This is a genomic window from Bartonella sp. AA18HLJMS (genome assembly GCF_042197245.1).
Lineage (GTDB): Bacteria > Pseudomonadota > Alphaproteobacteria > Rhizobiales > Rhizobiaceae > Bartonella.
In genome coordinates this window covers 2,837-28,673 of sequence record NZ_JBHIRP010000012.1, presented here as the reverse complement: position 1 = coordinate 28,673, position 25,837 = coordinate 2,837, and the positions used below count along the sequence as shown (strand labels likewise).

Genomic DNA, 25,837 nt, shown 5'->3' with positions numbered 1-25,837 from the left:
CTAAAGAATAACGTTCTATTTTGTACTGTAAAATGCGGTTTCTGAAAAGTTTCCACGTTGGTTTGGGTAGAGGACGTAAACTTCATAGCCTTATTTTCCGCAGAATCTATGGGCGCATTATGGGAGGCAGGAGTAAAAGAATAAAATCCTGTATGAGAAAGAATCCATTAAAGAGCGTGCGGTTACCCATCTCTAATATCTCCAATAGTGAGATTTTCTGTAGCAATTGCATATATGCATCCTACATATGCCGCAATTGATTTGTGCCTTGTATTGGCAGGTAGATGTATAATATCTCCTGGTGTACAGGTTATATGTTTTTCGCTATAGAAAAAATCTGGCTCACCCTCTATAATTAAGAGAGTTTCATCGACCTGGTGAATATGCCAATCGTGTATTTTTTTTTGGAAAATCTCTTTGTATCTCTATTGATCCTTGCTCTGGAAGCATCATTTTGAATATATCATAGATATTTTTATTTAATTTAATTTTAGAAAATTTAGTCATTATCGTGCTCCATTATATGATATGGGCAAGGTGGGGATTCAATATTATTACCTTGCAGGAAGTATTGCGTCCATTCTCTATTTTGGGGTTCGCCATATTTTCCTAAAAAAGGAGATTTTGTGATAATATCAAAAGGTTCAAGTCTTTTTGTTACAGCGGAGAATGCATTTTTTGCTTTTTGTTCTGTATCGAGCAGATCAGAAAAAACCCACCTAGGCTGGAAAGTTAACATAAATGTAGAACTTCTCCTACTTATTCTGTTTATATGAGACGGGATATTGCAAACTATAAACATAGGTTCGCCATGAAAGCAGAACTCCCATAGACGATTGTACATATTTTTTGGTATATGCTTAGGCCATTCTTGGTCATCAAGAGTTCGCAAATCTTTAAGTATAGACCAGAATTTTTCTCTATAAACTTCGATACTTTGTACGGGGGCAGGCTTCTCGAATGCAACAAAAGATGTGTTCTTTCCAAAACTTTTATAGTTATCGCAATAAGTTATCAGGTCTTCCATCATATTTTTTGCGGTCAACTTATTGTAGAACCCAAATCTAAGCATATTTTTTGAGTATCCATTTACACCGAATAGGCAGAAAAGGCCTAATTGTGTTATTCATGGTTGCATTGAATTCTTTAAAAATGACTTGCTTCCATTTTTAATATTTGTCTATATTTTCAATTGACTGCGCTTCTGAATCCATGTTTTCCTCCCAATTGCTGTATTTTATAAGAAATTGCTACGAATGATCCTCTCCAAAGCTGATAATTCATCATCACTGTGTCCCCAAATTGCTATAATAGCTGGGCAGGTATTTAAATCGATGGTTAGGGGGAGGGGCTCATTTTCTTTAAAAAAGAGCATAAAATGAACCACATTTTCCCAAGAATGAAGCTTTTGCCGCCATACATTAACATCTTTTATAATATGACCGTCGATCTCGTTGATAAGGAAGATAATACGCCCTTTTTTCTTAAAGCGACTTGGTGTTTGCGAAAACACGCCTGCAATAAGGTTAACGGAGCTTTCAAGTAAATCATCTTCATAGCAATGTGCGAACAAGGTGGGTGCAATTCCTCCGTGGAGTCGGGCTCCTACTTCAATCATCACTGGACCACGAGCTGTTTGCATGATTTCCATATGCGCAGGTCCATATTCAATTCCCAGCACGCGAATGCATTGTTTTGCATAAGAGATAAGAGGGGCATAAGAGGGATCTTGAGAATCAAGTACATCAAGCGTTTCATAAACAAAAGTACTTCCATTATGAATACCTTTTTTATATCGTGACAAACTACATATTTTTATAGCCTCTCCCTTTACAACGGCATCGACGATGTATTCCTCTCCCTCCAATCTTTCTTGGAGCAAATAAGCCTCGTTAGGTGCGTCAAAAATATTTTTTTTCTTCCAGTCGATTTCAGAGGTCCACGTTACTACTTCCTCAAGATTAGAGAAAAATAAAACACCATCACTCCCTGCAGAATCATTTGGCTTTACCACATAGCCGCTGTGGCTTTCAAAACCATCGAAAGTACAATCGTTTTTTGTAAGAATCTTTGATCGGATGTAAGATAAACCATTTTCACAAAGGCGTTTTTGCATCGCTGCTTTTTTCCGTCGCCAATCGGTAGTCAAGGGGTTATTCCCAAGACAACCATAATAAGCCGCCAATTTCTCTGCACAATAGATACCTCTTTCGGCACCCGCTATTACAGCCTCTATCGTGCCGATAGGAAAGCGTTTCTTTATCTCATCGACACTATGAAGCTTCGCTTCTGCCATGCCTTTTCCCTGATAAGAAAGCATATAGTGTGAAAAAGGAGCTGCTTGAGAGACAACACCATAACAAGCATAGCCTAATTTTTGCAAAGCAGGGCCATAGAGGGCACCCGTGGAGAAAGGGTCGACAATAAGAATAGGTTTTCTCATACTTTGTTCCGCTGCGATAAAAGGAAAAGAACATAAATAAAGATTATCAACCCTATAAGGGGCAGAAGATAAACAGCTGCTTGAGGACCCATAAGGGCAGAGCTTGTAAGAAGACCAAGAATGACATAACCTGCCGATTGGGAGAGAGTATAAAGCATGCCGCTATAGCTTCCCACCAGCTCTGCTTGAGCCTCTGTTTTGGTCGCTTCAATCGTATGTTTGCGGGCATTAATTCGCATGGTATTCATTGAAAAGCCAATAAAAAAGCAAAAGACCACAGCCAAATAGGGCGATTGTGTGGTGCTAAAAATAAGATCAGCCATGCTCAACATAAGGGCTGGGAGAATAAATTCAAAACGAGGGATTTTGATAAAAGCAGCCAAAAAAGCGCCCACGCCTGCAACCGCACTGCAAAGCCCATAATATTCAGAGCCAAAATTTTTCACACTCTGAAAAAGAATAGTTGCCAGCGTATTATAAGCGCAAATATGAAAGCCAATAAGTCCTATGCAGACGCATAAAAGTTTAAGCTCATGGGAGAGCTCATCCACTTGCGGTGTAGGTGCTGGCTTCTTACCAGTTGCAAGTGCTGTGGTATCTGTAGCGTTGTATTCATCGCAAAAGATAATATATCCGGCTATAAGGCTTATAATGATGTCAAACACACAAAGTGTCACAATCAAACCATTATAACCGATTTCAGCTGCTGCCCCTCGAGGGCTGGTCGCTTCTAAGAGATAACCACTCAGTGCTGCTCCCAAAAATGCGCCAATTTGCACCACTGTTTGCATAATGCGGGAAGCCTTTTGGGCGCTAATATAACCACTAAGTGCTAGTTTAGTATTATAAGTCTCGAGTGTGCTTAAGGTAATCAAAGAGAGATAGCCGATAGAGATAGAGACAGCAATAAAACCAAAGGGGGAATCAGCGTAATGGAAAAGAGCAATCAATAAAAGAAGGCTATAGATAATGATTCGCCTTTTGTATAAATCGACCAACCGCAGTGAGGCTTTAATGCGCACAAGACTGCTTTTTTTCAAAAGATAGGGCATAAGGGTGCCCAAAGCCATGGTTACGCCTAGAAAAACCGATGAGGATGTTATGCGATAAGCATTCCAAAGATTACTTAAAAATAAAACCATATCAGAAAGATACAGCAGGACAACAAGCCCATAAAACCGAAACATCAGTTGTTTGTGCACATTATCCCCCCATGTTAAATAGACATGCTATAAATTATACATTTTTACAAAAAGCTAATATATATGTTGTTAGGCATGTCAAGTTTTTTCGATAGAAGCATGGTACAGATTTGAACGATAACGTTTATCATAGCGATAGCTAATTTTGGAGAAACTGAGAGCGGAGGCGGTTGGTATTTTTACTGTATCTCTTGTGAGGTGCTTTTCCAATGAGGAGTTTCTTCGCTAAATGACCAGTATAGCTATGTTCTTGGGAAGGCTGTGTTTGCACTCTCAAGATTGCCTCCATTTATACTCAAGGTTGAGGTTTTTCTATTGACCGTTGTTAGATGTTATTGTGACAATAAACTTCGTTATCTATCAGAAACATTTATGGCATTAGCGCTAAGGTATTGTATTAAAGCCTTTACATAGTAGTCTTTTTCAGAGAGAGGTATTATTGGTTCAGTTTTAGGAGGCTTTATTACGGCCGATTTGGGCGTCGTCGTTGTTTGAGGGCTTATTATAATATTCTTAGTTTCAGTTTATGAATATACCGAAAGATATATTGAAACATTTGATTCAAACGCTTTTGCAAGACATATTTCAATATCTCAGCGATGTTTTCTGAGAATTGCTCTGCTGCTTTTTGACGGAATTGAATATCAAATGCTTATAGTGTGAGCGGTGGTTTGAGAAAAGATAGAGCTGATTTCATTAGATTTCTATGTAGTGCAATCCAGTACTAGCTCTTAGGACAATAATATACTGAGATCGAACTCATTTCTATATATTTACACGACGCTATAGGAGTAATCCTCAGAAATCTACTAGAATTCGTTAGAAAATGGCAGGTTATGGAGTGTGAACAAAAAAATATATTTTTTACAAATACTTAATCTTATTTTAAGTTGTCTAAAATATAACCTTATCTTAAAACTAAGTCTATATACTGCCATTTATCATAAAGTTAATAAGTTATACAAAATGCGGGAGTATTGTGTTTTTCTGTTTAGAGACGAGTTAAAAAACATCTTATTGAACATTAAAAGATTTTAGACAAAAAACAATTTAACTTATGGAGAGTATATAGACAGAATGTATCTTGATAAAAAAGTTTATAACTCCATGCGGTCTTCAAAGAAATTTCTCGTCATTACTCAACAGAAAAACATATAATACAAACTTTTAACACAGTTCTTAGTATAGAAATAATCCATAAATTAGAGATATTTAGATAAAGGAAAAGCAATTGATCCGTTGCTTTTAGCACTCTTAGCAAGACAGATAGACGCAAACATACGCTTGAAATTATTGAACCTTCCTTAGCTTCATTGCAAAATTTATTAATTAGCGATTGATCTGTTTATTCTAGTCTTGCTTATTTTTATGCTCGAGAGCTTTCTATTGAAAGTGTCGTTAAATTAAATCAATCTATTCCAAGACCCCATATTACATTTTATCTTCATTTACCGCCCACTACAGTACTGGAACGATTGCAGAAAAGGAATGGTTTAAACTTAAAATACGAAGAAAAACTCTCTTTTATTGAAAAAATGTATTTAGAAAACTAACTGTAATGGGCTTGTTTTAAAAGATTTAGAGAAGGGGAGTAGAAAAGTTAGCAATATTTATTGTGAGGATAATAGTATGTTTATTCTTTTAGAGATGAAGTGTGGTGATAGAAGAACGACATGGAGGAATATACTCGAGCATATTTTAGTGCACGGAATAATAAGGACAATAAAATGTGAGTGAAGCTTCCATACCGTAAAATTGTTTCACATATGTATAAAGGTGTAGCTTCTGAATAAAACGCACATAAAATATTAATTTTGTTTTTGTCCATAAATGTTCCGTTTTCATAGAAGAATTAATCATAAAACAGCACAAAGATTGTAAAAGCCTCAAAAAAGAAATTTTGCTTTCTTAAATTTAATGATCTAAAATGAAAATTGTAAGAATGCCTGTTTTTAAACAGGATGTATCATGCATATCGACTGATATTCATTTTAGAGGATAATTTATGTTCACTTCAAATTTGAAGGAACGCATTGCTTTATTTGAAAATAGAACTTTTCTCTATTTTACTTTGAGCGGCTTATTTGCTACATTTGGAAGTGGACTAAATTATATTACATTGTCATGGATCGCTTACAATCAGACGGGCTCAATCCGTGGTGTGGCGTTGATAATGCTTTTTCTTTGGACGCCTAGCATTATTTTTGCGCCTATTTTTGGCATATTGGCAGATAAATATAACCGTAAAACGCAGATTATTATTTCAAATCTTGTGAGAGGTTTGGTAATCGTGAGCTGGGTAATGCTTTGGCATTTTGGTATAAAAATTGAATTGATGGTCTTATCTGCTCTTTTGGGTATTTTTATCCCTTTTTATATGCCATCAGCTATTTCTTTAATTCAAAGTATTGTGCTGAAGGAACAGCTCATCAATGCAAATGCAACCATCGATATGGTTTATGAACTTGGCACTATCGTAGGTATGGGCTTAAGTGGATTTATACTGTCCTATGCAGGAACAAAAGGAACTCTTCTAATAGGTGGTATATTCTTTATCATTGCTGGTTTATTTAATTTTGCAATGAAGGTACCTAAAAACCGAAGATCTAAAAAACAAAACCAGCAAAATTGGTGGGAAAATTATACAGCATCCCTTCATTATTTTAAACAGAATCCGGCTCTTTTTGTACCTTATATAAGCCAGATGATTATTATGACTCTTTTGATGACCATTCCTGTTATTCTCGTTCCTTATATACAAGAGGTTTTACATGCGGATAACAGGACCTTTGCAATATTTGAGGTGCTTTATTCTATGGGTGTATTGACAGGTGCGTTTTTTTCACCACTTCTTTGTAAAGTTTTATCTATCAGGAAAACATTAGCCATTTTATTAGCTTTTATGGCTATTGGCCTCGCTATTTTATCTGTTAATACACACAATTTTGTTGTTTTTCCTGTTTACTTTATGATTGGATTTGGACTTTCGAGTTGGGCTCTTTCGATTTCTTTATCACAACTCTCTTGTGATCCTGAATACCAAGGAAGATTGCAGGCAAGTTTTAATGGTATCTCTGGATGCTTGATCCTCGGAGTCTATCTCATCATGGCAAGCGATAACAGTAACATATCACCTCAATCGATATATTTTTTTCAAAGCATTGTTGCGTTTGTTGGAATACTCATAGTGCTGTTTTATAAACATGAAAAACAATAAATTACGTTTAAGAGTGGTCAATATACGCTATTTTTAAACATTTACGCTGCAGCACATTTCATATTTTGCTTTTAAAGGAGAGTTGAGAAAATGTAAAAGTTGGTGCTTAATGAACAAAGTATAAATTGATGTATGCTAGAGAATACTCTCTATTTTTTGATAATGATCTAAAAGAATTGATGCGTTTCTTTAATTCATCTCACTGTTGTTAAGAAGACGAAAACGTAACACTTTAAATCTTCTTGAAAGTTTTTTGTTTAAGCGTAGTAGAAAGTAAAGCAATGAGGTAATATCTTATCATATGGGGAGAGTATTGTATTATTTTTGTTTTTCAAAATCCATATGAAAAATTGTATCAATTTCATCTTCACTGGAATGAGTATTTCTACGACGATGCAAGGTTTGCACAATCTCTTTTTTTAAAACAGCATCTGTTTCACTTAAACGGTGAATACTGAGTTCCAATTCAAGAGATAACGCCAAATCCACGCACAATTTAAGCTCTTCTCCAATGTCGAAACCGCGTTGATAGTCGTCATAAAGACCAACCAGTGTATCAGATAATTCTTTATCGCATAAAGAGGTCATGCTTAATTCCTCAACGTTGCGGGTTTCCATGCAGCTTTTTTAAGTATCACTCCACTATCATCACTTAAAATTGCCATGTATACGAACCTCATGGTTTTGTCAATTTTCTGCAAAATACGCGCTTTTAAATCAAAGCCTATTAAAGATTTTATTACTCCAAGATTTTGAAGCGCCCAATTGTAAATATGGATGGCAATGTGTTTGCTATAGAATTTATAGCATTTAAAATACATTGCCAAAAGGCTTTTAATATGCGTAGAGGAAGAGTATTCTGACGATAAACCAAAAACCCTGAAATCTCTATTGCCAGTTACAGCTAAATCAGTGCCATTAATATATAAAATAAGCAAACAGGGTTTGTAAACGTCTAACTTTTTAATAACGAGTGATAATCTCATTTTTTGTAGAATACCAATTATTTTGCCTATTTTATATTGATTTTTAGACATTGATAAACTTTTTACCTTATAAAACCTATGGGAAATGCATTAGCATATTTTTGTAATAAGATTTCAGTGGTATATTGCACAGCATGAAATGAAGAGAATCGTATTAGGCTTTTTGCTTTTGAAAGAATATGACTGCAACTTTTGAGAAAGCAGTTGGCAAGAATTGGCTTGGCATGCAAACTGATAGAGTTGGCAGTGGCGCATTTAGTTTTTTCATTGGCCTGTGTCCAAATGTTTTTGACTCTGGAAAATAACCTCTGATAGGCTTGAGTTTTTTCGAGGTTATATTACAGGGGCGCAGCTCAGAAAAATACCACGGCGATTGCATTTTTTGTAATTGTCATAATTTTCGCTCCTGCTTGAATGGATGCTGTAACATCCGTTTTTGTGGGGTTATGTATGTGATAACTGCTCTTCTTAAGGGGTAGTAATGATAGATATAAATCAATATAGTTATTTAGTCAACAATTATATTGATTTTGGAGTGTTTTTTTTGGCTCGTCCGGAAGCAAAACCTAAAACTGAGTTGGCAAAACGTTTTCGTGAAGTGCGTCACGCTCTTGGTTTTACAGAGCGTAAGCAGTTTGCTGAACATCTTGGTATCACTGCTGGTTCTATAGGAACTTATGAAACTGGTATAAGTGAGCCTACAGCCTCTGCGCTCTCCAAATATCAAGAAATTTGTGGTGTTTCATTAGATTGGCTAGTAACGGGAAATGGCGAGATGTTTTCAGATATGGCAAAGGCAAAAGCAGCTGGTTTTAAACCGCAAGCGATACCTGTTGGGCTGATGAAAAAGCTTGGACATTTAGCTTATACGACCTATCATGATGCAAAAATAACACTTTCTCCTGAAGATGTTGCGGAATTAGCAGCAGAGCTTTATGGAAGATTGCAAGAGCTTATTCAAAACCTCAATGATATAGAAGAAGTCGAAGCCACTTTGCCACTTTTAAAATTACATTTAAAGCGTAAAATCGAAACTGAAAAGCACATCTAGAAATTTCATAAGATACGAATGAACAGCCTTTTAAAAAATAAAACTTTTTTGGTTTTCTGCTGTATAACCAAGTTTGGAATGTGAAGATCTCACGATCTTCGAGTCTCTTATTCAACCTGAAAAACGAGAAACTATCATTATAAATCAATAGACTGTTCTGATTAAAAATAAAACGGTTCATAAAAAGAACGACAGGTAGCAATACAAACAAAATTTCTTCAAAAGGAAGCGAGTATAGCATCATTCCTGAAATATTTGTTGGTTGAAGAAAAGATACGGACAACAGTGAAAATACAGTGGGTTCTGTGAGAGGAAAGAGTTTAGAAAACAGCTTCTTTTCGGTTTGTGATATTAAAAAATTTATACAATAGTGAAAATACAATGACGATGTTTTGTTCCTATAGAAGGGTAACAGATATATAAGAGAGAAGAACGAAAGACTATTTATAGATGCGCTTTTGTCTTTTTATGAAGATGATAAGATGAGTACGTTAAAACTTTTTACAGAGCGTGCATCATTATATTTAAGACAGATTTCTTTCAAAGAGATGTATAGTATATTGAAACAGTTTACCTCGCAACAAAAAGTGAGATTATGATGATAATCATTATCTATTACATTGTGCGATAAGTTAAAAAAATCATAAATTTGTGCTTATAAGAACAGCTAATTTATTGAGAAGTATTTTTACAAATTTATAAAAAATTATTTTTACACTCTTGCCATTCTTCTGATGCGCTTTATTTGAAAAGTAGAATTGCTCTTTAGTGAAACTATTTTTGTTAAGAGATAAATCGCAGTGTTTTTGAATGGAGATTACGGTATATTTTCAAAGTCTTGTGTTTTTATTTATTTTTTAGCTTGAAACCCTCTAGCTAAAAGGGTTGGGGACTTTTCTAGATTTGATGTTGTTGCAGAGATTTTAGGTCGATGCCGGATAACTATCGGTATCGTAGGGGGGAGTTTTGTCTTGATTTATTGGTTTTTGAAGTGCGCAAACTAAGGGTTTTGCCATGTGTGTTTTCGCGCGTTGTGATGATGTTGAACTCTGTAGGAGGAGATTCTTATGAAAAAAAAATATTCCACACCAAATTTAATTAAAGTTGTCTCTCTTAGTACGGTAATGGCCACACTCTTATCGAGTGTTTCTCCTGTTTTTGCTGCTAATCTTGCGATAGTAGGAGGGGCGAGTCAAAGTACAACTGGTACTGGTGTTGTATATCCACACGGTAGTCATGGGAGTGTTGTTTTTGCTGGTGATGATGACTACTGTGGTGTAGACAACGTTATTGGTCGTGGCGGCAAACAACAAGAGAGAGTTGGTGAAAGTCAACGAATAACCGCAGAGCAACAATATGAGAGATTTATTGGTGAGAAAGTTTTTGGAGGTCGTAAACCTTATGGCACGACTACTGAAAAGGTTACTTGGACTGGTGATGGGACATTAAGTGATCCCACTAAAGGTTATATGGGGACACCGACTGGCGGTATCGTTAGTGCAATGCCTGAGGCTTATGGTGTTTATTCTTTTGCAACGGGTTGTGGATCTGCAGCGACGGGTAATTATTCAACCGTATTTGGTGCAGGTGCGACAGCAAAGGCAGGGGGTGCACAAGCTTTTGGTGTTTCCGCACTTGCAAGTGGTATAGCAAGTGTTGCTATGGGTGTAGGCTCAGAAGCATCGGGCAAATCTTCAGTTTCTATTGGAGGGCTTGCAACTGCATTAGGTACAAATAGCATTGCTTTAGGTACAAAGGTAAAGGCAGAAAAGAGTTATACGATTGCTATAGGTACAGATGCTGAAGCTAAAGCTTCAGGTGCTATTGCAATAGGGGGCAGGCGCTCTGACAGAACCCAAGAAAATGATCCTAACAGAAAAGTAATCGCGAATGCTGAAAATGCGATTGCTATAGGTACGCAAGCTTATGCTGAAAAAGAAGATTCGGTTGCCATTGGTGTAAATTCGCAAGTGCTTGTTAAAGATGGTGTTGCTGTAGGTGGTGGGGCTATCTCTGATAGAGACAAGAATGTTGCTGGTTATGATCCTGTAACAGGTAAAGGGACAACAAAAACCAGTATAGCATGGAAGAGCACCACAGGCGCTTTTAGCGTTGGTGAAGTTGGTGGTATTGGTAAGGGTACGCTAACACGACAAATTACAGGGGTCGCTGCTGGAAGTGAAGATACCGATGCGGTAAACGTGGCGCAACTAAAAGCTATGAAAGATATCATAGCAGGGGGAGGGGGGTGGAAACTTTCTGCTAACGATACCGATCCGACAGATGTGAATTCAGGCAATACCGTAGATTTTTCAGTGAAAAGTGAAAAAGAAGCGGGAAAAGACAACTTAAAGATTGCAAAAAACACTGCAGATAATAAGCATAAAATTGAATTTACTTTAAATGATCATCTTAAATTGACGCAAGTCACCACAGGCCAAAGCACGATGAGTGATGATGGCTTTTTTGTTAACGGTGAAAGCGGTTCACGCATGACTGTAGACGGCTTTTTTATTAATGGTAATGATGGTCCAAGCATGACTATTGATGGTATTGATGCAGCCAAGCAAAAGATCACAAACGTAGCAGATGGGTCTGAACCTAACGATGCAGTGAATTATAAACAGTTGCAAGAGGTGAAAAACGCGAACAAAACGAGTTGGCAGCTTGCTGTTAACGGTGGAAATGCTACGGCTATTGGTCCAAATGGTACAGTAAATTTTCAGTCAGCTGACAATAAAGGTACAAAAAATATCAAGATCGAAAAAGATAATGATCGCAATGTCACATTTGATCTAGCTGATGATATTCAGGTAATGACTGTCACAGCAGGAGACAGCATTATGGATGCTGCTGGCTTTAGATTTGACGGTGATGAGGGGCCGAGCATAACTGTTAATGGTATTCATGCTGGTAATAAAACGATTAAAGGAGTAGCGGCAGGGGAAGAAGATACTGATGCTGTAAATTATAAGCAGTTGACAGAGGTAAGAACACTTGCTGAAGCAGGTTGGAAACTTTCTGTTGATGGTAACAATGCTACAGATGTTAAAGCTGGGAGTACAGTAGATCTTGTTGCGGATGCGGGTGAGGACGGAAGCAAAAATATAAAAATTGCAAAAGACAGTAATAAAGTTACATTTTCTTTGAATGATACTCTTAAGCTTACGAGTGTCACGACAGGCAACAGCATTATGAGTGATGAGGGCTTTAAGTTTATTGATGGTAATGGACCAAGCATAACTTTGAATGGTATTAATGCTGGTGATAAAAAAATTACAGGAGTAGCTAAGGCAGAAGGCAATACTGATGCTGTAAATTATGAACAGCTGAAAGAGGTAAGGACACTTGCAGAAAATGGCTGGAAACTTTCTGTTGATGGTAACAATGCTACAGATGTTAAAGCTGGGAGTACAGTAGATTTTGTTGCTGGTGAAAATGAAGATGGTAGCAAAAATATAAAAATTGCAAAAGACAGTAATAAAGTTACATTTTCTTTGAATGATACTCTTAAGCTCACGAGTGTCACGACAGGCAACAGCATTATGAGCAACGATGGCTTTAAGTTTGTTGATGGTGGTCCAAGCATAACTATGAAAGGTATTGATGCTGGTGGCAAAAAGATTACAAAAGTGAAAGCTGGTACTGATGATACTGATGCAGTAAATTATAAACAGCTGAAAGACTTTACAGCGGGGATGGAAACGGGCTGGAAACTTGCTGTTGAAGATGAAGAAGCTACAGATGTTGAAGCAGGAAGTACAGTAAAGTTTGTTGCAGTTAAGCATAAAGACGATGATAATAATGAGAGTGAGAACACAAATATAAAAATTACCAAAGGTGATAACAATGAAGTAAAGTTTGATTTAAGCGAATATATTAAAGTTGGTCGTGTAGAAACAGGGGACAGCAGAATGAGTAATGCCGGTTTCATGATCAAAGATGGCCCAAGAATGACCAAGGGTGGTATTCATGCCGCCAATACAAAAATTACAGGAGTCGCAGATGGTAGCAATGAGCATGATGCTGTTAATCTTTCACAATTATATAAAATGAAGTTTGAGATAGAAGACAATAGTCTTGTTAAATGGAGTAAAAGTAAAAAAAATATTACCATTGGTGCTGAAAAAGAAGGTATCGAAATCAATATTGCGAACTCTGAAGGCAGAGATCGAATTATTTCTGGCGTTGCAGTTGGAAAAGTCAGTTCCGATTCAACAGAAGCAATAAATGGCCATCAACTGTTTAATTATATTACTAATATAGTGGATTTTTTTGGTGGTGAGGAGACAGATATACTTAATGGTATCAAACCAACTTTTACGGTTCAGAATACAAAACACGACAATGTAACGGATGCTTTCGCTGCTGTTGATACTTCTATCACAGATATTTATAGTCAGATTAATAATGTAACAGAAAATAGTCTTGTTAAATGGAAAGAAGATCAGAAGCTTATCACTATTGGTGCTGAAAAAGGCGGTACGAAAATTGATATCACAGGTACTGAGGGAGAGCGAACCATTGCAGGTGTAAAAAATGGTGAAATTTCCAAAGACTCCATGGAAGCTGTAAATGGTAGTCAAATTAATACAATAGCTGGAGATGTTGCAAAATTCTTTGGTGGTAATACCTCGTTTGAAAATGGTGTTTTTGTTGGACCACAGTATAATTTATCTACGGTTTCTGCAGATGGTACAGTAGTACAGAAAACATTTGACAATGTTGGTGATGCTTTGACTGGGCTTGATGCGAATGTCAAAAATGTGAATAAACATATACAATATGTAGACAAGAAATTTGATGATAAATTTGATAAATTTTCTCAAGACGCGTTACTTTGGAGTGAAGAGGAAAAAGCGTTTGTCGCACTGCGTGGACCAAATGGACAGAAGACAGATAGTAAGATTAAGTTCCTTGCGGATGGCGATATTTCAGGAGATTCAACAGAGGCAATAAATGGTTCTCAACTTTATAAGATGGGCGATAAGATTGCGCATTATTTTGGCGGTGGTGCTCGCTATGAGAATGGAGAGTGGAGCGATCCTACTTTCAAAGTTTCTCAGCGTAATGAGGATGGCACTATTGTTGAGAAAACGCATCATAATGTCGCTGATGCTTTTGAGGGTGTCGATAATTCTATCACAGATATTTATAATCAGATTAATAATGTGACAGAAAATAGTCTTGTGAAGCAGGAGGGAGAAGATGGTCTTATTACTGTGGGTAAAGCAACCGGTGGTACTGAAATCAGCCTTGTAAATAAAGATAAGCAAGAAAGAACACTTTCCGGTGTAAAAGATGGAGAACTTTCTCAAACATCAACGGAAGCGGTAAATGGTTCACAGCTTTTTGCTACGGATAAGAAGGTTACAACTGTTAACAATGATCTCAAAACAGTCGCTCAAAATACATCGAAATATTTTGGTGGTAGTACAGATGTATTGAACGGTATAGAACCAGCTTTCCTTATTCAGGGGGAGACCTATCATAATGTTACGGAAGCGTTTACAGGTGTTAATACTTCGATCACAAATATTGATAATAAGATTTCCGAAGTGGTAAAAAATAGTCTTGTTAAGCAAGACGGAGTTTCTGCTCCTATCACTATTGGTAAGGATACAGCTGGTACTGAGATCAATATTGCGGGATATGCTGGTGTAGCGCGTTCTATTTCTGGTGTTAAGGCAGCAGAGAAGGGCGATGAAGCTGTTAACAAAGACCAACTGGATAAAAGCATAAAGGATATTACGAAGGATATTGAGACAGTAACTGCTGCTGCGGTTCTCTATGATAAGAATGACGATAATAGTGTTAATTATGGTAGTGTAACTTTGGGCGGCGATAAGAACAACGGACCAGTTGCTCTTCATAACGTAAAAGATGGTAGCATTTCTGAAAATTCCAACGATGCAATCAATGGTAGTCAGATTAATAAAATATCAGCAGATATTGCAAAGTTTTTTGGTGGTGGTGCAAAGTTCATTAACGGTGCTTTTGAAGGGCTGAAATATACTTTATCCGCTATTGTAGGTGGTGAAGTAGGGAAGGCTAATTTTTACAATGTTGGTGATGCTTTAACAGGTCTTGATAAAAATGTTCAAGATGTGAATCAACGCTTAACGAATGTATCCAATGAGTTTAACCAGAAAATTGAAGATTTCTCTAAAGATGCTTTACTGTGGGATGATGAGGAAGAAGCATTTGTGGCACGTCATGAAAAAGATGGCAAGAAAACAAACAGCAAATTGAAGTATCTTTTGGATGGTGAGATTGCTCAAGGTTCAACAGATGCCATTACGGGCAACCAACTTTATTCCATGAATAACCAACTTGCGAATTATTTCGGTGGCGGTGCCAAATATGAGAATGGCAAATGGACAGATCCTACTTTTAAGATTGTTCAAGTCAATGCTGATGGTACGACTGTTGAGACAGAGCACCATAATGTTGCTGATGCTTTTGGTGACGTCAATAAAAATATGTCAAATATTAATAACCGTATTGATGATGTCATCAACAAGGTCGATTCAGATGCCTTAAAGTGGAATGATAAAGAAAAAGCCTATGATGCTGGTCGCGATGGAAAGCCGAATAAAATTATCAATGTAGCTGATGGTAAAGTTGAAAAAGGCTCGAAAGATGCCGTCAATGGTGGGCAACTTTGGGAAACCAATGAACGTGTTACTGGTGTTGAAAAAGATGTGAAGCATCTTACCAACAGAGTTGATACCATTTCCAATACGATTGCTGATATTGGTGATACAGTTATCAATATTGATGCCAAAGTTGATAACATCAATAATAGAGTTGACGGCATTGAAGAGGATGCTGTTCGTTATGATAGAGATGAAAACGGCAAAAAAACCAATAAAATCACATTAGCGGGGGGGGATGCCAGTGAACCTGTTCTGATTGATAATGTAGCTGATGGTAAAATTGAAAAAGGCTCGAAAGAGGCTGTAAATGGTGGTCAACTTCATGATTATACTAAAGAACAGATGAAGATTATTCTTGATGAATCCAAGCAGTATACAGATCAACGGGTTAATAATATTGTGATTGATGCGATTGATGATGCTGTTGATCGGGCTAAGCAATATACAGATATGAAGTTTGATGTCTTAAACTATAGTATTGAGAGTGTGAAAAAAGAGGCTAGACAAGCAGCGGCTATTGGTCTTGCGGTGTCTAACTTACGCTACAATGATACACCTGGAAAATTAAGCGTTGGATTTGGTACTGGTTTATGGCGTAGTCAGTCTGCATTTGCCTTTGGTGCAGGTTACACCTCAGAAAATGGAAAATACCGCTCTAACATATCCGCAACAACTTCTGGAGGTCACTGGGGTGTAGGTGCGGGATTCAATATGACATTGAATTGATAATAAACAAAATACATAAAAACTCCTTCTCACCCCTGTCTCATGAGGCAGGGGTGAATTGTTGTTAGGTATGTAAATATATATATATAAATTGATAAGCGCTAACGATAAATACAGGTTTAAAAAACAGAAAAACCGGACGCTTTCAACAAAATGAACTTCTTATTTCAAAATAAGATAGTGAGTTTTTTCATAAATTATAAGTTTATTATTTTCTTCTTTAATTTTTAAATCTGAAAAATCTGTAGCACTCTACAGATAAAAAAACCTTTTGCTCTCTACAAATCTATTAAAAAGCTTTCTACTAAGACAAAAATCTCCATTCAAATGTATTTCAACTTTACTGGAAGAAGCTATAAAACAATACGCTAAATTAACTCTACCCCTTGCAAAAAACAACAAATAAGTTTAAAGGTTAAAAAAAAACCAATCACCACAAAAAAATTTACTTTCTTAGGAAATGTAAAAGAGCAAAACGCATTAACCATAAAACCTAAAACACAACGTCTCTATCTTTTCAGTCAGGTACTAAATTTTTGAATACGTTTAGAAAAACCAATTTTGGAGGACCTAATAGCGTTTAAATGTGTCTTTTTTGTGTTTATAGTTATTTCTTTCATTGGGGAGCTCATTATGAAAAAATTATATACAAAATTAGCAGGGAGCAATTTAAAATTTTCTCGTTTTCCTTTTATTAAAGTCCTATCCTTGACTTCAATAGCGGCACTTTTAGCCAGTGTTTCCCCTGTTTTTTCGAATGATTTGGATTCTTCTAGTTCATCACAGGAAAATTATTTAACAGCGCTGAATGTTGCTTTGACATTCAAGGTAAGTGCTGCTGATGACTATGAAAATTTTTTAACCAAAACTCTTACTGGTGTAAGTAATTATAGTCCTATAGTGAATGTTTTGGCAGAAACCAGCGATTCGATACGTTCAATTGATATGAATGCTGGAAGTAAAAAAATAACAAGAGCAGCTTTAACTCCAGGAGTTGTAAAGGGAGATCAGATAACTAGGGATGATTTGGGTAATCCTCTTGTCTATGGTGAACGAGCTCAGGGAGAAGCGCATGATGCTATTGTTTTCGGGCAAGTAGCGCAGACAAAGGCTGACCAAGGGATTGCTATCGGCTTAACTGCTTTAGCTGGTAGTAGTAGAAATACTAAAAATAGCATTGCAATCGGCTCTTCTCTAACCGATAGTTCTGATGAAAAAGAGAGAACAGTTTCAGTTGGTGATTTTTCAATAGCCTTCGGTAGTAAAGCACATAGTTATGCAAATGAAGCGATTGCTATGGGGTACAATGCATATGCAAAGGAGCAGGCGACGCAGGGAATTGCTATAGGCGCTAGCTCTAATGTGACGGTTGCGGGAGGTGTTGCTCTAGGAAGCGATTCTATATCCGATAGGGCTGCTGGTGAGTTTGGCTACACTTCTTTGTTGCAGGGTCCTGCAACAAACATCGAGGCGCAATGGAAAAGTACGCGGGGCTCAGTTAGTGTTGGTGATTATAGTAAGGGTATAACCAGACAAATTACAGGCGTAGCTGCTGGTTCTAATGTTACCGATGCAGTGAACCTTAGACAGTTGCAGGACTTAGAACAAGTTGTAAGACAAAACGGTTGGAAATTCTCTGTTGGAGATAAAAATGCTACCACTGTTCTTATGAATAGCGCGGTAGATTTTTCCGCTAGAAGTAGCAACCTAAATATTACAAAGGGCGAAGATGACAATAAAGTAAAATTTGATCTGGCGCAAGACATTGCACTGGAGAGCGTAAAGACAGGTACAAATACCTTCGATGCCACGGGCTTAGTAATTACTGATGGTCCGAAAATAACCACCGGTGGTATTGATGCTGGAAATAAAAAGGTAACGGGTGTTACATCTGGTGATCTTAGTGCAGATTCACAAGAGGTGGTAAATGGTAGTCAGTTGAATGTTGTAGCTACCCATATAGCTGGATATTTAGGTGGTGGTGTTAAATTTACGAATGGTCAATGGGATAATCCAGAGTTCAAAATTAAAACTTTAAATCCTGAGACGAATGAGATTGAAGAAGAAAGTTTTCCAAATGTAGCCAAAGCCTTTGAAGGTGTGGGTAAGTCTTATGTAAATCTTCACAATGAGATTAAAAAAGCTACCGATGATAGTGTCTTTAAATGGCATGCCGAAACGGAGAGCATTACAATTGCTGCCAGTGAGGGAAAAGGTGGGCAAGAAAGTATTGCTATAGGTAAGCTTTCAAGTGCAACTGCCAACAATGGTATTGCATTAGGTGGTTCTGCAAATGTATCTGGTGAAAATAGTATTGCATTAGGTGGTTTTGCAAATGCATCTGGTGAAAATAGTATTGCATTAGGTGGACTTTCAGCTGCAACAGCTAAAAATAGTATGGCATTAGGTTCAAATGTACAAGTACTTCCTGAGGGTGGTGTTGCTGTGGGTTATAAATCTGTTTCTCGTAACTCAGTGTCCGCAGTTGGCTATGATCCTTCCATAGGGAGCCAGTCAACGGATGATGGTGTGATATGGAAGAGCACTCAAGGAGCTTTTAGTGTTGGTGATACTCCGAATAAGATAACACGACAGCTTACAGGTGTAGCAGCGGGTTATGCAGACACTGATGCCGTCAACATTGCACAGCTGAAAAAATTAAGAGAATTTGTAGCACAAGGGTGGACACTTTCTCTTAATGATAAGGCTGTTTCAAACTTTCAGCCGGGTGATATATTAAATTTGGTTTCTGGAAGCAAAAACTTTGAGATTAAAAATAGTGATACAACAGAAAATAAAGACAAAAAAATAACATTTGATTTGGCACAAGATGTCACATTGAACAGTGTAAAATTAAAAGACGTCACTTTAGATAAAACGGGATTAACCATTGAAAATGGTCCCAAAGTAATAGCGGATGGTATTGATGCTGCAGGTAAAAAAATAACAGGTCTTGCGGGTGGAGATCTTAGCACAAATTCGACAGATGCCGTTAATGGTGGCCAGCTTCATACAATCACTGGAGATTTATCAAAAATTTTAGGTGGAGATGTATCCTTTGATGGAACAAACTTTAAAGTACCAGAGTATAAATTATCGAATATTGATGAAAAAGGTGTTGTAACAGATAAACCGCATACCGATGTTGGTTCTGCCTTTAAAGGACTTGATGATAATATCAAGAATGTGAACGCTCGTATTAAGGAGTTTGAAAAGGACATCTCTTCGAATAGTTTAAATTGGGATGGCAGTGTAGGTGATGATGGTGCCTACAATGCTGCTCATGGTGAGAAGGATGCGAGCAAGATTGTTAATGTCGCTGATGGTAAGGTAGAGAAAGATTCGCACGAAACTATAACAGGTTCCCAGCTTTATGCACTGGGCAACAAAGTTGCAGAATATTTTGGCGGCGATGCTACGTATGAGAATGGCATATTGAACAAACCAACCTTCAAACTCAAAGTTTTCAACTTAGAGAGCAATGAAATTGAAGTTGAAGAAAAAACCTACAATAATGTAGCGGAAGCCTTTGACGGAATTGATAAGAATTTCCAGAGTGTGAATAAGAATGTGCAGAACATCGTTAATGATTTTAATGACAAAGTCACGAATATCAAAGAATCTGTCCAAGGCGATGCTCTGTTGTGGGATGGTAAAGAACAATCCTTTGTAGCCAAGCATGGGGAAAAAGATGGAGAAAAGGAAAACAGCAAGATCACATCACTTGCCGCTGGTTCTATAATATCAGCTTCGAGTGATGCGATTAATGGCGATCAGCTTCATGCAATCACTGAGGATTTATCAAAAATTTTAGGTGGAGATGTATCCTTTGATGGCAAAAACTTTAAAGTACCAGAGTATAAATTATCGAATATTGATGAAAAAGGTGTTGTAACAGATAAACCGCATACCGATGTTGGTTCTGCCTTTAAAGGACTTGATGACAATATCAAGAATGTGAATGCTCGCATTAAGGAAGTCTCAGAAGGAGTTGCACAAGATTCTTTATCTTGGAGCGATGCTGACAAAGCTTTTGTTGCCCAGCATGGGGAAGGTGATGACAGAAAGGCAAGTAAAATCACATCGCTTGCTGTAGGAGATATTACGAAAGAATCGATGGATGCCGTAAATGGTTCTCAACTTTATTCACTGGGCGATAAGGTTGCAAAATATTTTTCTGATGACGCTGAATATAAGGATGGGGAATTGAAAGTTCCTGATTTTAAGCTCAAAATTATCAATGATGATGGCACTGAAGCTGAATCAAGCTATAAGAATGTATCAGATGCATTTTCAGGTGTGGGTAAACTTTTCACAAAGGTTCAAACTGCGATCAGCGATGTAATCAGTAATTTGCTTGTTACGAAAAATGAAGATGTTATCAACATTGGTAAAGGAGTAGAAGGTAGTGAAATCAATATCGCAAACAAGGGTGGTAAGGATCGAACTCTTTCTGGTGTAAAGGCGGCAGAAAAAAACAATGAAGCCGTGAACAAAGAACAATTTGATAAAGGTTTGAAGGATCTTTCTGATACCCTTCTGTCTGATAGTTCTTCTGTTGTTCTTTACGATAAAACAACAGATAATCAAACTGATTATACAAATGTAACTTTTGGGAAAGGGAAGGATGCTACACCTGTTGCGCTCCATAATGTAGCCGCCGGATCGATTGCGGAAAACTCAACGGATGTTATCAATGGAGGGCAGGTTCACATCCTTTCAATGGATATAGCAAAATTGTTGGGTGGAGATGCTGAATTTAAGGATGGTGCTTTTAAAGGGCCAACTTATAATTTATCCAGTATTGATAAAGGTGGCGAAGTAACAGATAAACCGCATACCGATGTTGGTTCTGCCTTTAAAGGGCTTGATGACAATATCAAGAATGTGAACGCTCGCATTAAGGAGGTCTCAGAGGGAATTGCACAAGATTCTTTATCTTGGAGCGATGGTGACAAAGCTTTTGTAGCTCTGCATGGGGAAGGTGAAGACAGAAAAGCAAGCAAGATCACATCACTTGCGGCTGGCTCTATAGTATCAGGCTCGAGTGATGCGGTTAATGGCGGACAGATTTATGATCTGAATCAGTCGCTAGCAAAGTATTTTGGTGGTGATGCTAAGTATGATGGTGATGGCTGGGCGCTTCCAGGTTTCAAGATAATGACTTTCCAAGAAGATGGAAGTTTTGAAGAGAAGGATTATGATAGCATTGCAGCCGCGTTTGCCGGTGTAAATAAGGTTTTCAAGAATCTTCATAATGAGATTTCAGGCAACATTGAGCAAAATGCGTTGTTGTGGAGTGATGATGCAGGTGCGTTTATAGCACAGCATGAGAAAGAAGGTAAAAAGGAAAACAGCAAGATCACGTTCCTTGCGAAAGGAAAGATATCAGAAGATTCGACTGATGCGATTAATGGTGGTCAGATTTATACACTTCAACAGACATTTGCCTCATATTTTGGTGGAGGAGCTGGTTATGATAAGGAAGGAAACTGGCAAGGACCAAAATTCACCGTTCAGGTCTTTAATAAGGATGGTACGAAAGGTGATAAAGAGGAGCGTAATAATGTCTCTGAAGCATTTGATGTTGTTAATGACAGCATGAGCACTATCAACGATCGTATAAAAGAAGTTGAAAAGAGTACCTCTTCGAATAGTCTGAATTGGAATGAAGAAAAAGGAAGCTATGATGCATCTCATGTTGATGCTCAGGGTGTTAAGAGTCCAAGTAAGATTATCAATGTAGAGGATGGCAAGGTAGACAGAGATTCAAAAGAAGCTGTGAATGGAGGACAGCTTTGGGAAACTCAGCAAATGATTACAGATCAGGTCAAGGATATTGAAAATAAAGTTACGGAGGGATCTGTACAATACGATAAAGATAAAAAAACGGGCAAAAAGACCAATAAAGTTACATTAGTTGGTGGAGATGACAGTTCTCCAGTATTAATAGCCAATGTAGCCGATGGAAAGATTGAAAAGGATTCGAAAGAAGCGGTTAATGGCGGTCAATTAAAAGATAAGATGGATTTTGTGCTTGAAAATGCCAATAAGTATACGGATGAGCAAGTTTCTCATCTTGTAAAAGATGGAGTTAGTGAGGCTAATTCGTATACGGATATGAAGTTTTCGACATTAAGTTATGCTGTTGAGGATGTTCGAAAAGAGGCAAGACAAGCAGCAGCTGTTGGTTTAGCGGTAGCTGGTTTACGCTATAGTGATATTCCTGGAAAATTAACAATCGCATTTGGTAGTGGTTTATGGCGTAGTCAATCTGCTTTTGCTTTTGGTGCAGGTTATACTTCAGAGAACGGTGATATTGGTTCCAACTTGTCAATTACCACTTCTGGAGGTCACTGGGGTATAAGTACAGGGGTTAATGTGATACTCAACTAATAAACGACTAAATCCATAAAATTGATTTGCCTTTTTCTTAATTGAAGAAAAGGGCAAATTTTTTACTTTCTTCCAGAGCTCTCTAAAGCTATTCTAAATGTATAAAACACCCGTAATTATATAAAATCCGAATATAAAAAGCCTATGACAACTTTTTTTGAGAATAAAAGACCTTAATGGTAAAGATTTAAAAAATTGATTGCTATTATTTTGATTTATTAAAATGCTTCAAGAAATGTAAATACGAATATACCCTTTATTAAAAGAAGACAGTTTTAGCTTTTATTTTCGTATAGTTTTAAACGTATGCTTTATAATGCAACGATCTACAGATATGCAACGTACTCCAAACACAAGTATTGCTTTAGGGTAGTGGAGCGCAAACGGAAAAAGAATGAAGCGTTTCTGTAGGCAATATGGCTTACGCTTTAGAGAAAAGCAGTATCGCAATAGGTAGTGAATATAATAAGAAGAGCGAATACGGGGAAAATGATTATACAACTTGCGAAGAGTGATTATTCAACAGTAGTGGGAGCTATTTCTAAAGCTTTGGAATGTGGTTCGATTTCACTTGGTCATTCCGTGCTATATGCATTTGCTCAAGAAGCTATTTCTATGGGCTTCTATTCAAAAGCAAATGGGGTTGGAAGTATCGCTTTAGGTTCTTATTCTAAAGTGACGGTTGATGGGGGGCTATTGAGAACAACTCTGTGTCCGGTAGGGCTGATGGCGTTTTTGGGTATACGTCTCTTCTGAAAGGACCGGCTAAAAACACTGAATCTCAATGGAAAAGTACGAAATTTGCAGTAAGTATTGGTGTTCCTAGTAAAAACATAACGCGACAAATTATAGGTGTAGCAGCTGGTAGCAAACCTGCCGATGCAGTGAACCTTAGACAGTTGCAGGATTTAGAAGAAGTCGTAAGAAAAAAAGGTTGGAAACTGTCTATTTCTGGTGAGGCAGCTAAAGATATGGGTGCTAGATAGTACAATAAATTTTTCATCTGGAGGAAGTAACTTCAGGGTTAAAAGAGATAAGGACGATGAAAATAAGCTCATATTTGGTTTGGCTAATGATATAGCATTGAAAAGCATAACATTAGGAGAGAAAAGAAAAGTCGATGCAACAGGCTTAGTAATTACTGATGTCCCGCAAATAACCACCGGTAATATTAATGCGGCAAGTAAAAAAGTAACAAATGTTGCAGAAGGAACTAGCAATACTGATGCAGTGAATTTTTCACAACTGAAGGGAATAAAAGAACAAGTAGCAGTGAGTATTTTTGTAAAATAGGATACAGCAACGAGACACATTACCATTAGTAAGGATATAGATGGGGCATTTTAGTAAAAAGCTTTCATAAATCCTCTAATGAAATAAAAAATCTTATTCACGAAAAATAAACTGATGCCTAAGCGGATGATCAATAGGCACAAAAATTATACCTTTTTCAAAGAGATCAAAGCTAAAAACGACACACAACCTTTGATAGAAAAACGAAATCCATTCTAATATTAAGTATTTTTTTACCTTCCTCAAATTGACTTTCACGAACCTACCCCTAATTACCCTATAAAGGCGTTGCAGAAACAACAGCTTACGTCTTAATTTTATTTATGTCCTAAAACACGCTGTAAAAGCAGGAACACGCAAGGGAAATAAGAAAGCTCTAGAACACACCTTTTTTGTGTTTTTAATCTATTGTTATGAGGGGGTATTATGAAAAAATATTCAACACCAAATTTGATTAAAGCTGTTTCATTGGGAACAGTTATAGCGACGCTCTTGTCGAGTGTTTCTCCTGTGGTTGCTGCAAATCTTGCGATAACAAGTGATAAAGTTCAAAGTACAAGTGGTCCTAGCGTGTCTTATCAATACGCTAGCCATGGCAGTATTGTATTAGCTGGCGATAAGGATTACTGTGGTGTGTTTAATGTTGTTGATCGTGGTGGAAGCAATCAAGGTACTAATAACCAAATCACTGCAGAGGAACTATATGAAAGAGTTTCTATGAATAAAGAGATTAATGGCAAGCGTCCTTTTAACTGGGCGAAGGTTCAGCTTAATTGGGTTGATGATGGTCTGACCGGTAAGGGGGGATATATGGGAAAAGCAACCGGTGGTCTTTCAAATGTTCTGCCTGAAGCTTATGGTGTGTATTCTTTTGCAACTGGGTGTGGATCTTCCGCAACGGGGCATTATTCAACAGCATTTGGAGCGGCTGCAACTGCAAAGTTTGGGGGATCACAAGCTTTTGGTATTGCTGCACTTGCAGGTGGACAAGCAAGTATTGCTATAGGGGTTGCGTCTGAAGCAGTAGCAAGCAATACGATTGCTATTGGTGGGCGTGCAAAAGCAAAAGGCGTTGATAGTATTGCATTCGGTAACAAATCACTTGCAGGTGGACAAAAAGCAATTGCTATAGGTTATGGTGCTCAAGCTCAAACAGATCTTTCGATAGCGATTGGTTCAGATGCAAGAGCGACTGAGCATAAGGGTGTTGCTCTTGGGAGCGAGTCTGTGGCTGATGTTGCTGCTGGCGCTATCGGGTATAATTCTTTAACTAAAGGCCCTTCAGATTCTGACGACATGATATGGGCGAGTACGCTAGGTGCAGTGAGTGTTGGTGATGCTAAATCAAAAAAAACGCGCCAGATTGTAGGAGTGGCAGCTGGTAGTGGCGACACTGATGCCGTTAATGTTGCACAGTTAAAATCATTACAAAAATACGTAGACCAAGGTTGGACACTATCTGTTGGAGGTAAAAATGCTAAAGCTGTTGGTGTACAAGATACTGTAGATTTGTCGGCTGCAAGTGACAACCTTAAGATTACAAAAGGTGGGGAAAACAATAATGTAACATTTGATCTAGCTAATAATATTACAGTGGAACGAGTTACCGCTGGGAGAAGCTCTATCAGTGATGATGGCATTTTGTTTGCTGATGGGGCTAAAATAACTGTGGATGGTATTGATGCTGGCAATAAGCAGATTACAGGAGTGGCAGCTGGGGAAGAACCTGATGATGCAGTGAATTTTGCGCAGTTGGAGCAGGTTAATCGGGACGTTGCAAGTGTAAGTCAAAATACATCACAATATTTTGGTGGTGGTGCAGATGTATCTAATGGTAAAGCACCAACTTACACAATTCAGGGTA

14 protein-coding genes and 2 pseudogenes are annotated in these 25,837 nt (G+C 37.5%); 9 read left to right on the top strand and 7 right to left on the bottom strand.

The genetic code is table 11. From position 1 onward, the window contains the following. Nucleotides 1–182: 182 nt before the first annotated feature. The 5 genes from ACFINW_RS07110 to ACFINW_RS07090 form a co-directional block, all read right to left on the bottom strand. A complete protein-coding gene (locus ACFINW_RS07110) occupies nucleotides 183–353 on the bottom strand; it encodes a hypothetical protein (protein WP_375640004.1) in 171 nt (56 codons plus the stop codon). A 13-nt stretch (nucleotides 354–366) separates the two neighbouring features. Then, on the bottom strand, nucleotides 367–507 hold the full coding sequence (locus ACFINW_RS07105) for a hypothetical protein (protein ID WP_375632724.1): 141 nt from the start codon (nucleotides 505–507) through the stop codon (nucleotides 367–369). Beyond that, nucleotides 500–1,072 (bottom strand): YqcI/YcgG family protein, encoded by a 573-nt coding sequence (locus ACFINW_RS07100; protein ID WP_375673999.1) that lies wholly within the window; start codon nucleotides 1,070–1,072, stop codon nucleotides 500–502. The genes ACFINW_RS07105 and ACFINW_RS07100 overlap by 8 nt, the downstream gene beginning before the upstream one ends. A gap of 165 nt (nucleotides 1,073–1,237) precedes the next feature. After that, entirely contained in the window at nucleotides 1,238–2,443 is a 1,206-nt protein-coding gene (locus ACFINW_RS07095; protein WP_375629281.1) for an ATP-grasp domain-containing protein, read from the bottom strand. Continuing rightward, nucleotides 2,440–3,630 (bottom strand): hypothetical protein, encoded by a 1,191-nt coding sequence (locus ACFINW_RS07090; RefSeq protein ID WP_375639999.1) that lies wholly within the window; start codon nucleotides 3,628–3,630, stop codon nucleotides 2,440–2,442. Before ACFINW_RS07090 ends, ACFINW_RS07095 begins: the two co-directional genes overlap by 4 nt. A 1,370-nt stretch (nucleotides 3,631–5,000) precedes the next feature. Here ACFINW_RS07090 and ACFINW_RS07085 point away from each other — a divergent pair. Both ACFINW_RS07085 and ACFINW_RS07080 read left to right on the top strand, forming a co-directional pair. Next, nucleotides 5,001–5,198, top strand: a pseudogene (locus ACFINW_RS07085) (hypothetical protein); the annotation flags it as partial. Nucleotides 5,199–5,650: 452 nt separating this feature from the next. After that, entirely contained in the window at nucleotides 5,651–6,862 is a 1,212-nt protein-coding gene (locus tag ACFINW_RS07080; RefSeq protein WP_375639565.1) for an MFS transporter, read from the top strand. A 318-nt stretch (nucleotides 6,863–7,180) separates the two neighbouring features. Here the strand turns inward: ACFINW_RS07080 and ACFINW_RS07075 are convergent, their stop codons facing one another. Next, nucleotides 7,181–7,450: a hypothetical protein gene (locus ACFINW_RS07075; RefSeq protein ID WP_375634046.1), complete on the bottom strand. Its 270-nt coding sequence runs from the start codon at nucleotides 7,448–7,450 to the stop codon at nucleotides 7,181–7,183. Nucleotides 7,451–7,452: 2 nt separating this feature from the next. Further along, nucleotides 7,453–7,899: a hypothetical protein gene (locus tag ACFINW_RS07070; RefSeq protein ID WP_375608751.1), complete on the bottom strand. Its 447-nt coding sequence runs from the start codon at nucleotides 7,897–7,899 to the stop codon at nucleotides 7,453–7,455. A 493-nt stretch (nucleotides 7,900–8,392) separates the two neighbouring features. Here ACFINW_RS07070 and ACFINW_RS07065 point away from each other — a divergent pair, with 493 nt between their 5' ends. From ACFINW_RS07065 to ACFINW_RS07035, 7 genes and pseudogenes are all read left to right on the top strand, one after another. Beyond that, on the top strand, nucleotides 8,393–8,899 hold the full coding sequence (locus ACFINW_RS07065) for a helix-turn-helix domain-containing protein (protein ID WP_375639995.1): 507 nt from the start codon (nucleotides 8,393–8,395) through the stop codon (nucleotides 8,897–8,899). Nucleotides 8,900–9,966: 1,067 nt separating this feature from the next. Beyond that, nucleotides 9,967–16,284 (top strand): Vomp family autotransporter, encoded by a 6,318-nt coding sequence (locus tag ACFINW_RS07060; protein WP_375639562.1) that lies wholly within the window; start codon nucleotides 9,967–9,969, stop codon nucleotides 16,282–16,284. A 633-nt stretch (nucleotides 16,285–16,917) separates the two neighbouring features. Continuing rightward, complete coding sequence (locus ACFINW_RS07055; protein WP_375673997.1) at nucleotides 16,918–22,680, top strand: YadA-like family protein; 5,763 nt, start codon at nucleotides 16,918–16,920, stop codon at nucleotides 22,678–22,680. Nucleotides 22,681–23,169: 489 nt separating this feature from the next. After that, nucleotides 23,170–23,436 carry a hypothetical protein gene (locus ACFINW_RS07050; RefSeq protein ID WP_375639554.1) on the top strand — a complete coding sequence of 89 codons (267 nt, stop codon included), beginning with the start codon at nucleotides 23,170–23,172 and terminating at the stop codon, nucleotides 23,434–23,436. Continuing rightward, entirely contained in the window at nucleotides 23,391–23,666 is a 276-nt protein-coding gene (locus tag ACFINW_RS07045; protein WP_375611460.1) for a hypothetical protein, read from the top strand. The genes ACFINW_RS07050 and ACFINW_RS07045 overlap by 46 nt, the downstream gene beginning before the upstream one ends. Further along, nucleotides 23,656–23,973, top strand: a complete 318-nt coding sequence (locus ACFINW_RS07040; protein WP_375620819.1) for a hypothetical protein — start codon at nucleotides 23,656–23,658, stop codon at nucleotides 23,971–23,973. Before ACFINW_RS07045 ends, ACFINW_RS07040 begins: the two co-directional genes overlap by 11 nt. A gap of 426 nt (nucleotides 23,974–24,399) precedes the next feature. Continuing rightward, nucleotides 24,400–25,837 (top strand): annotated as a pseudogene (locus ACFINW_RS07035) (hypothetical protein); the annotation flags it as partial.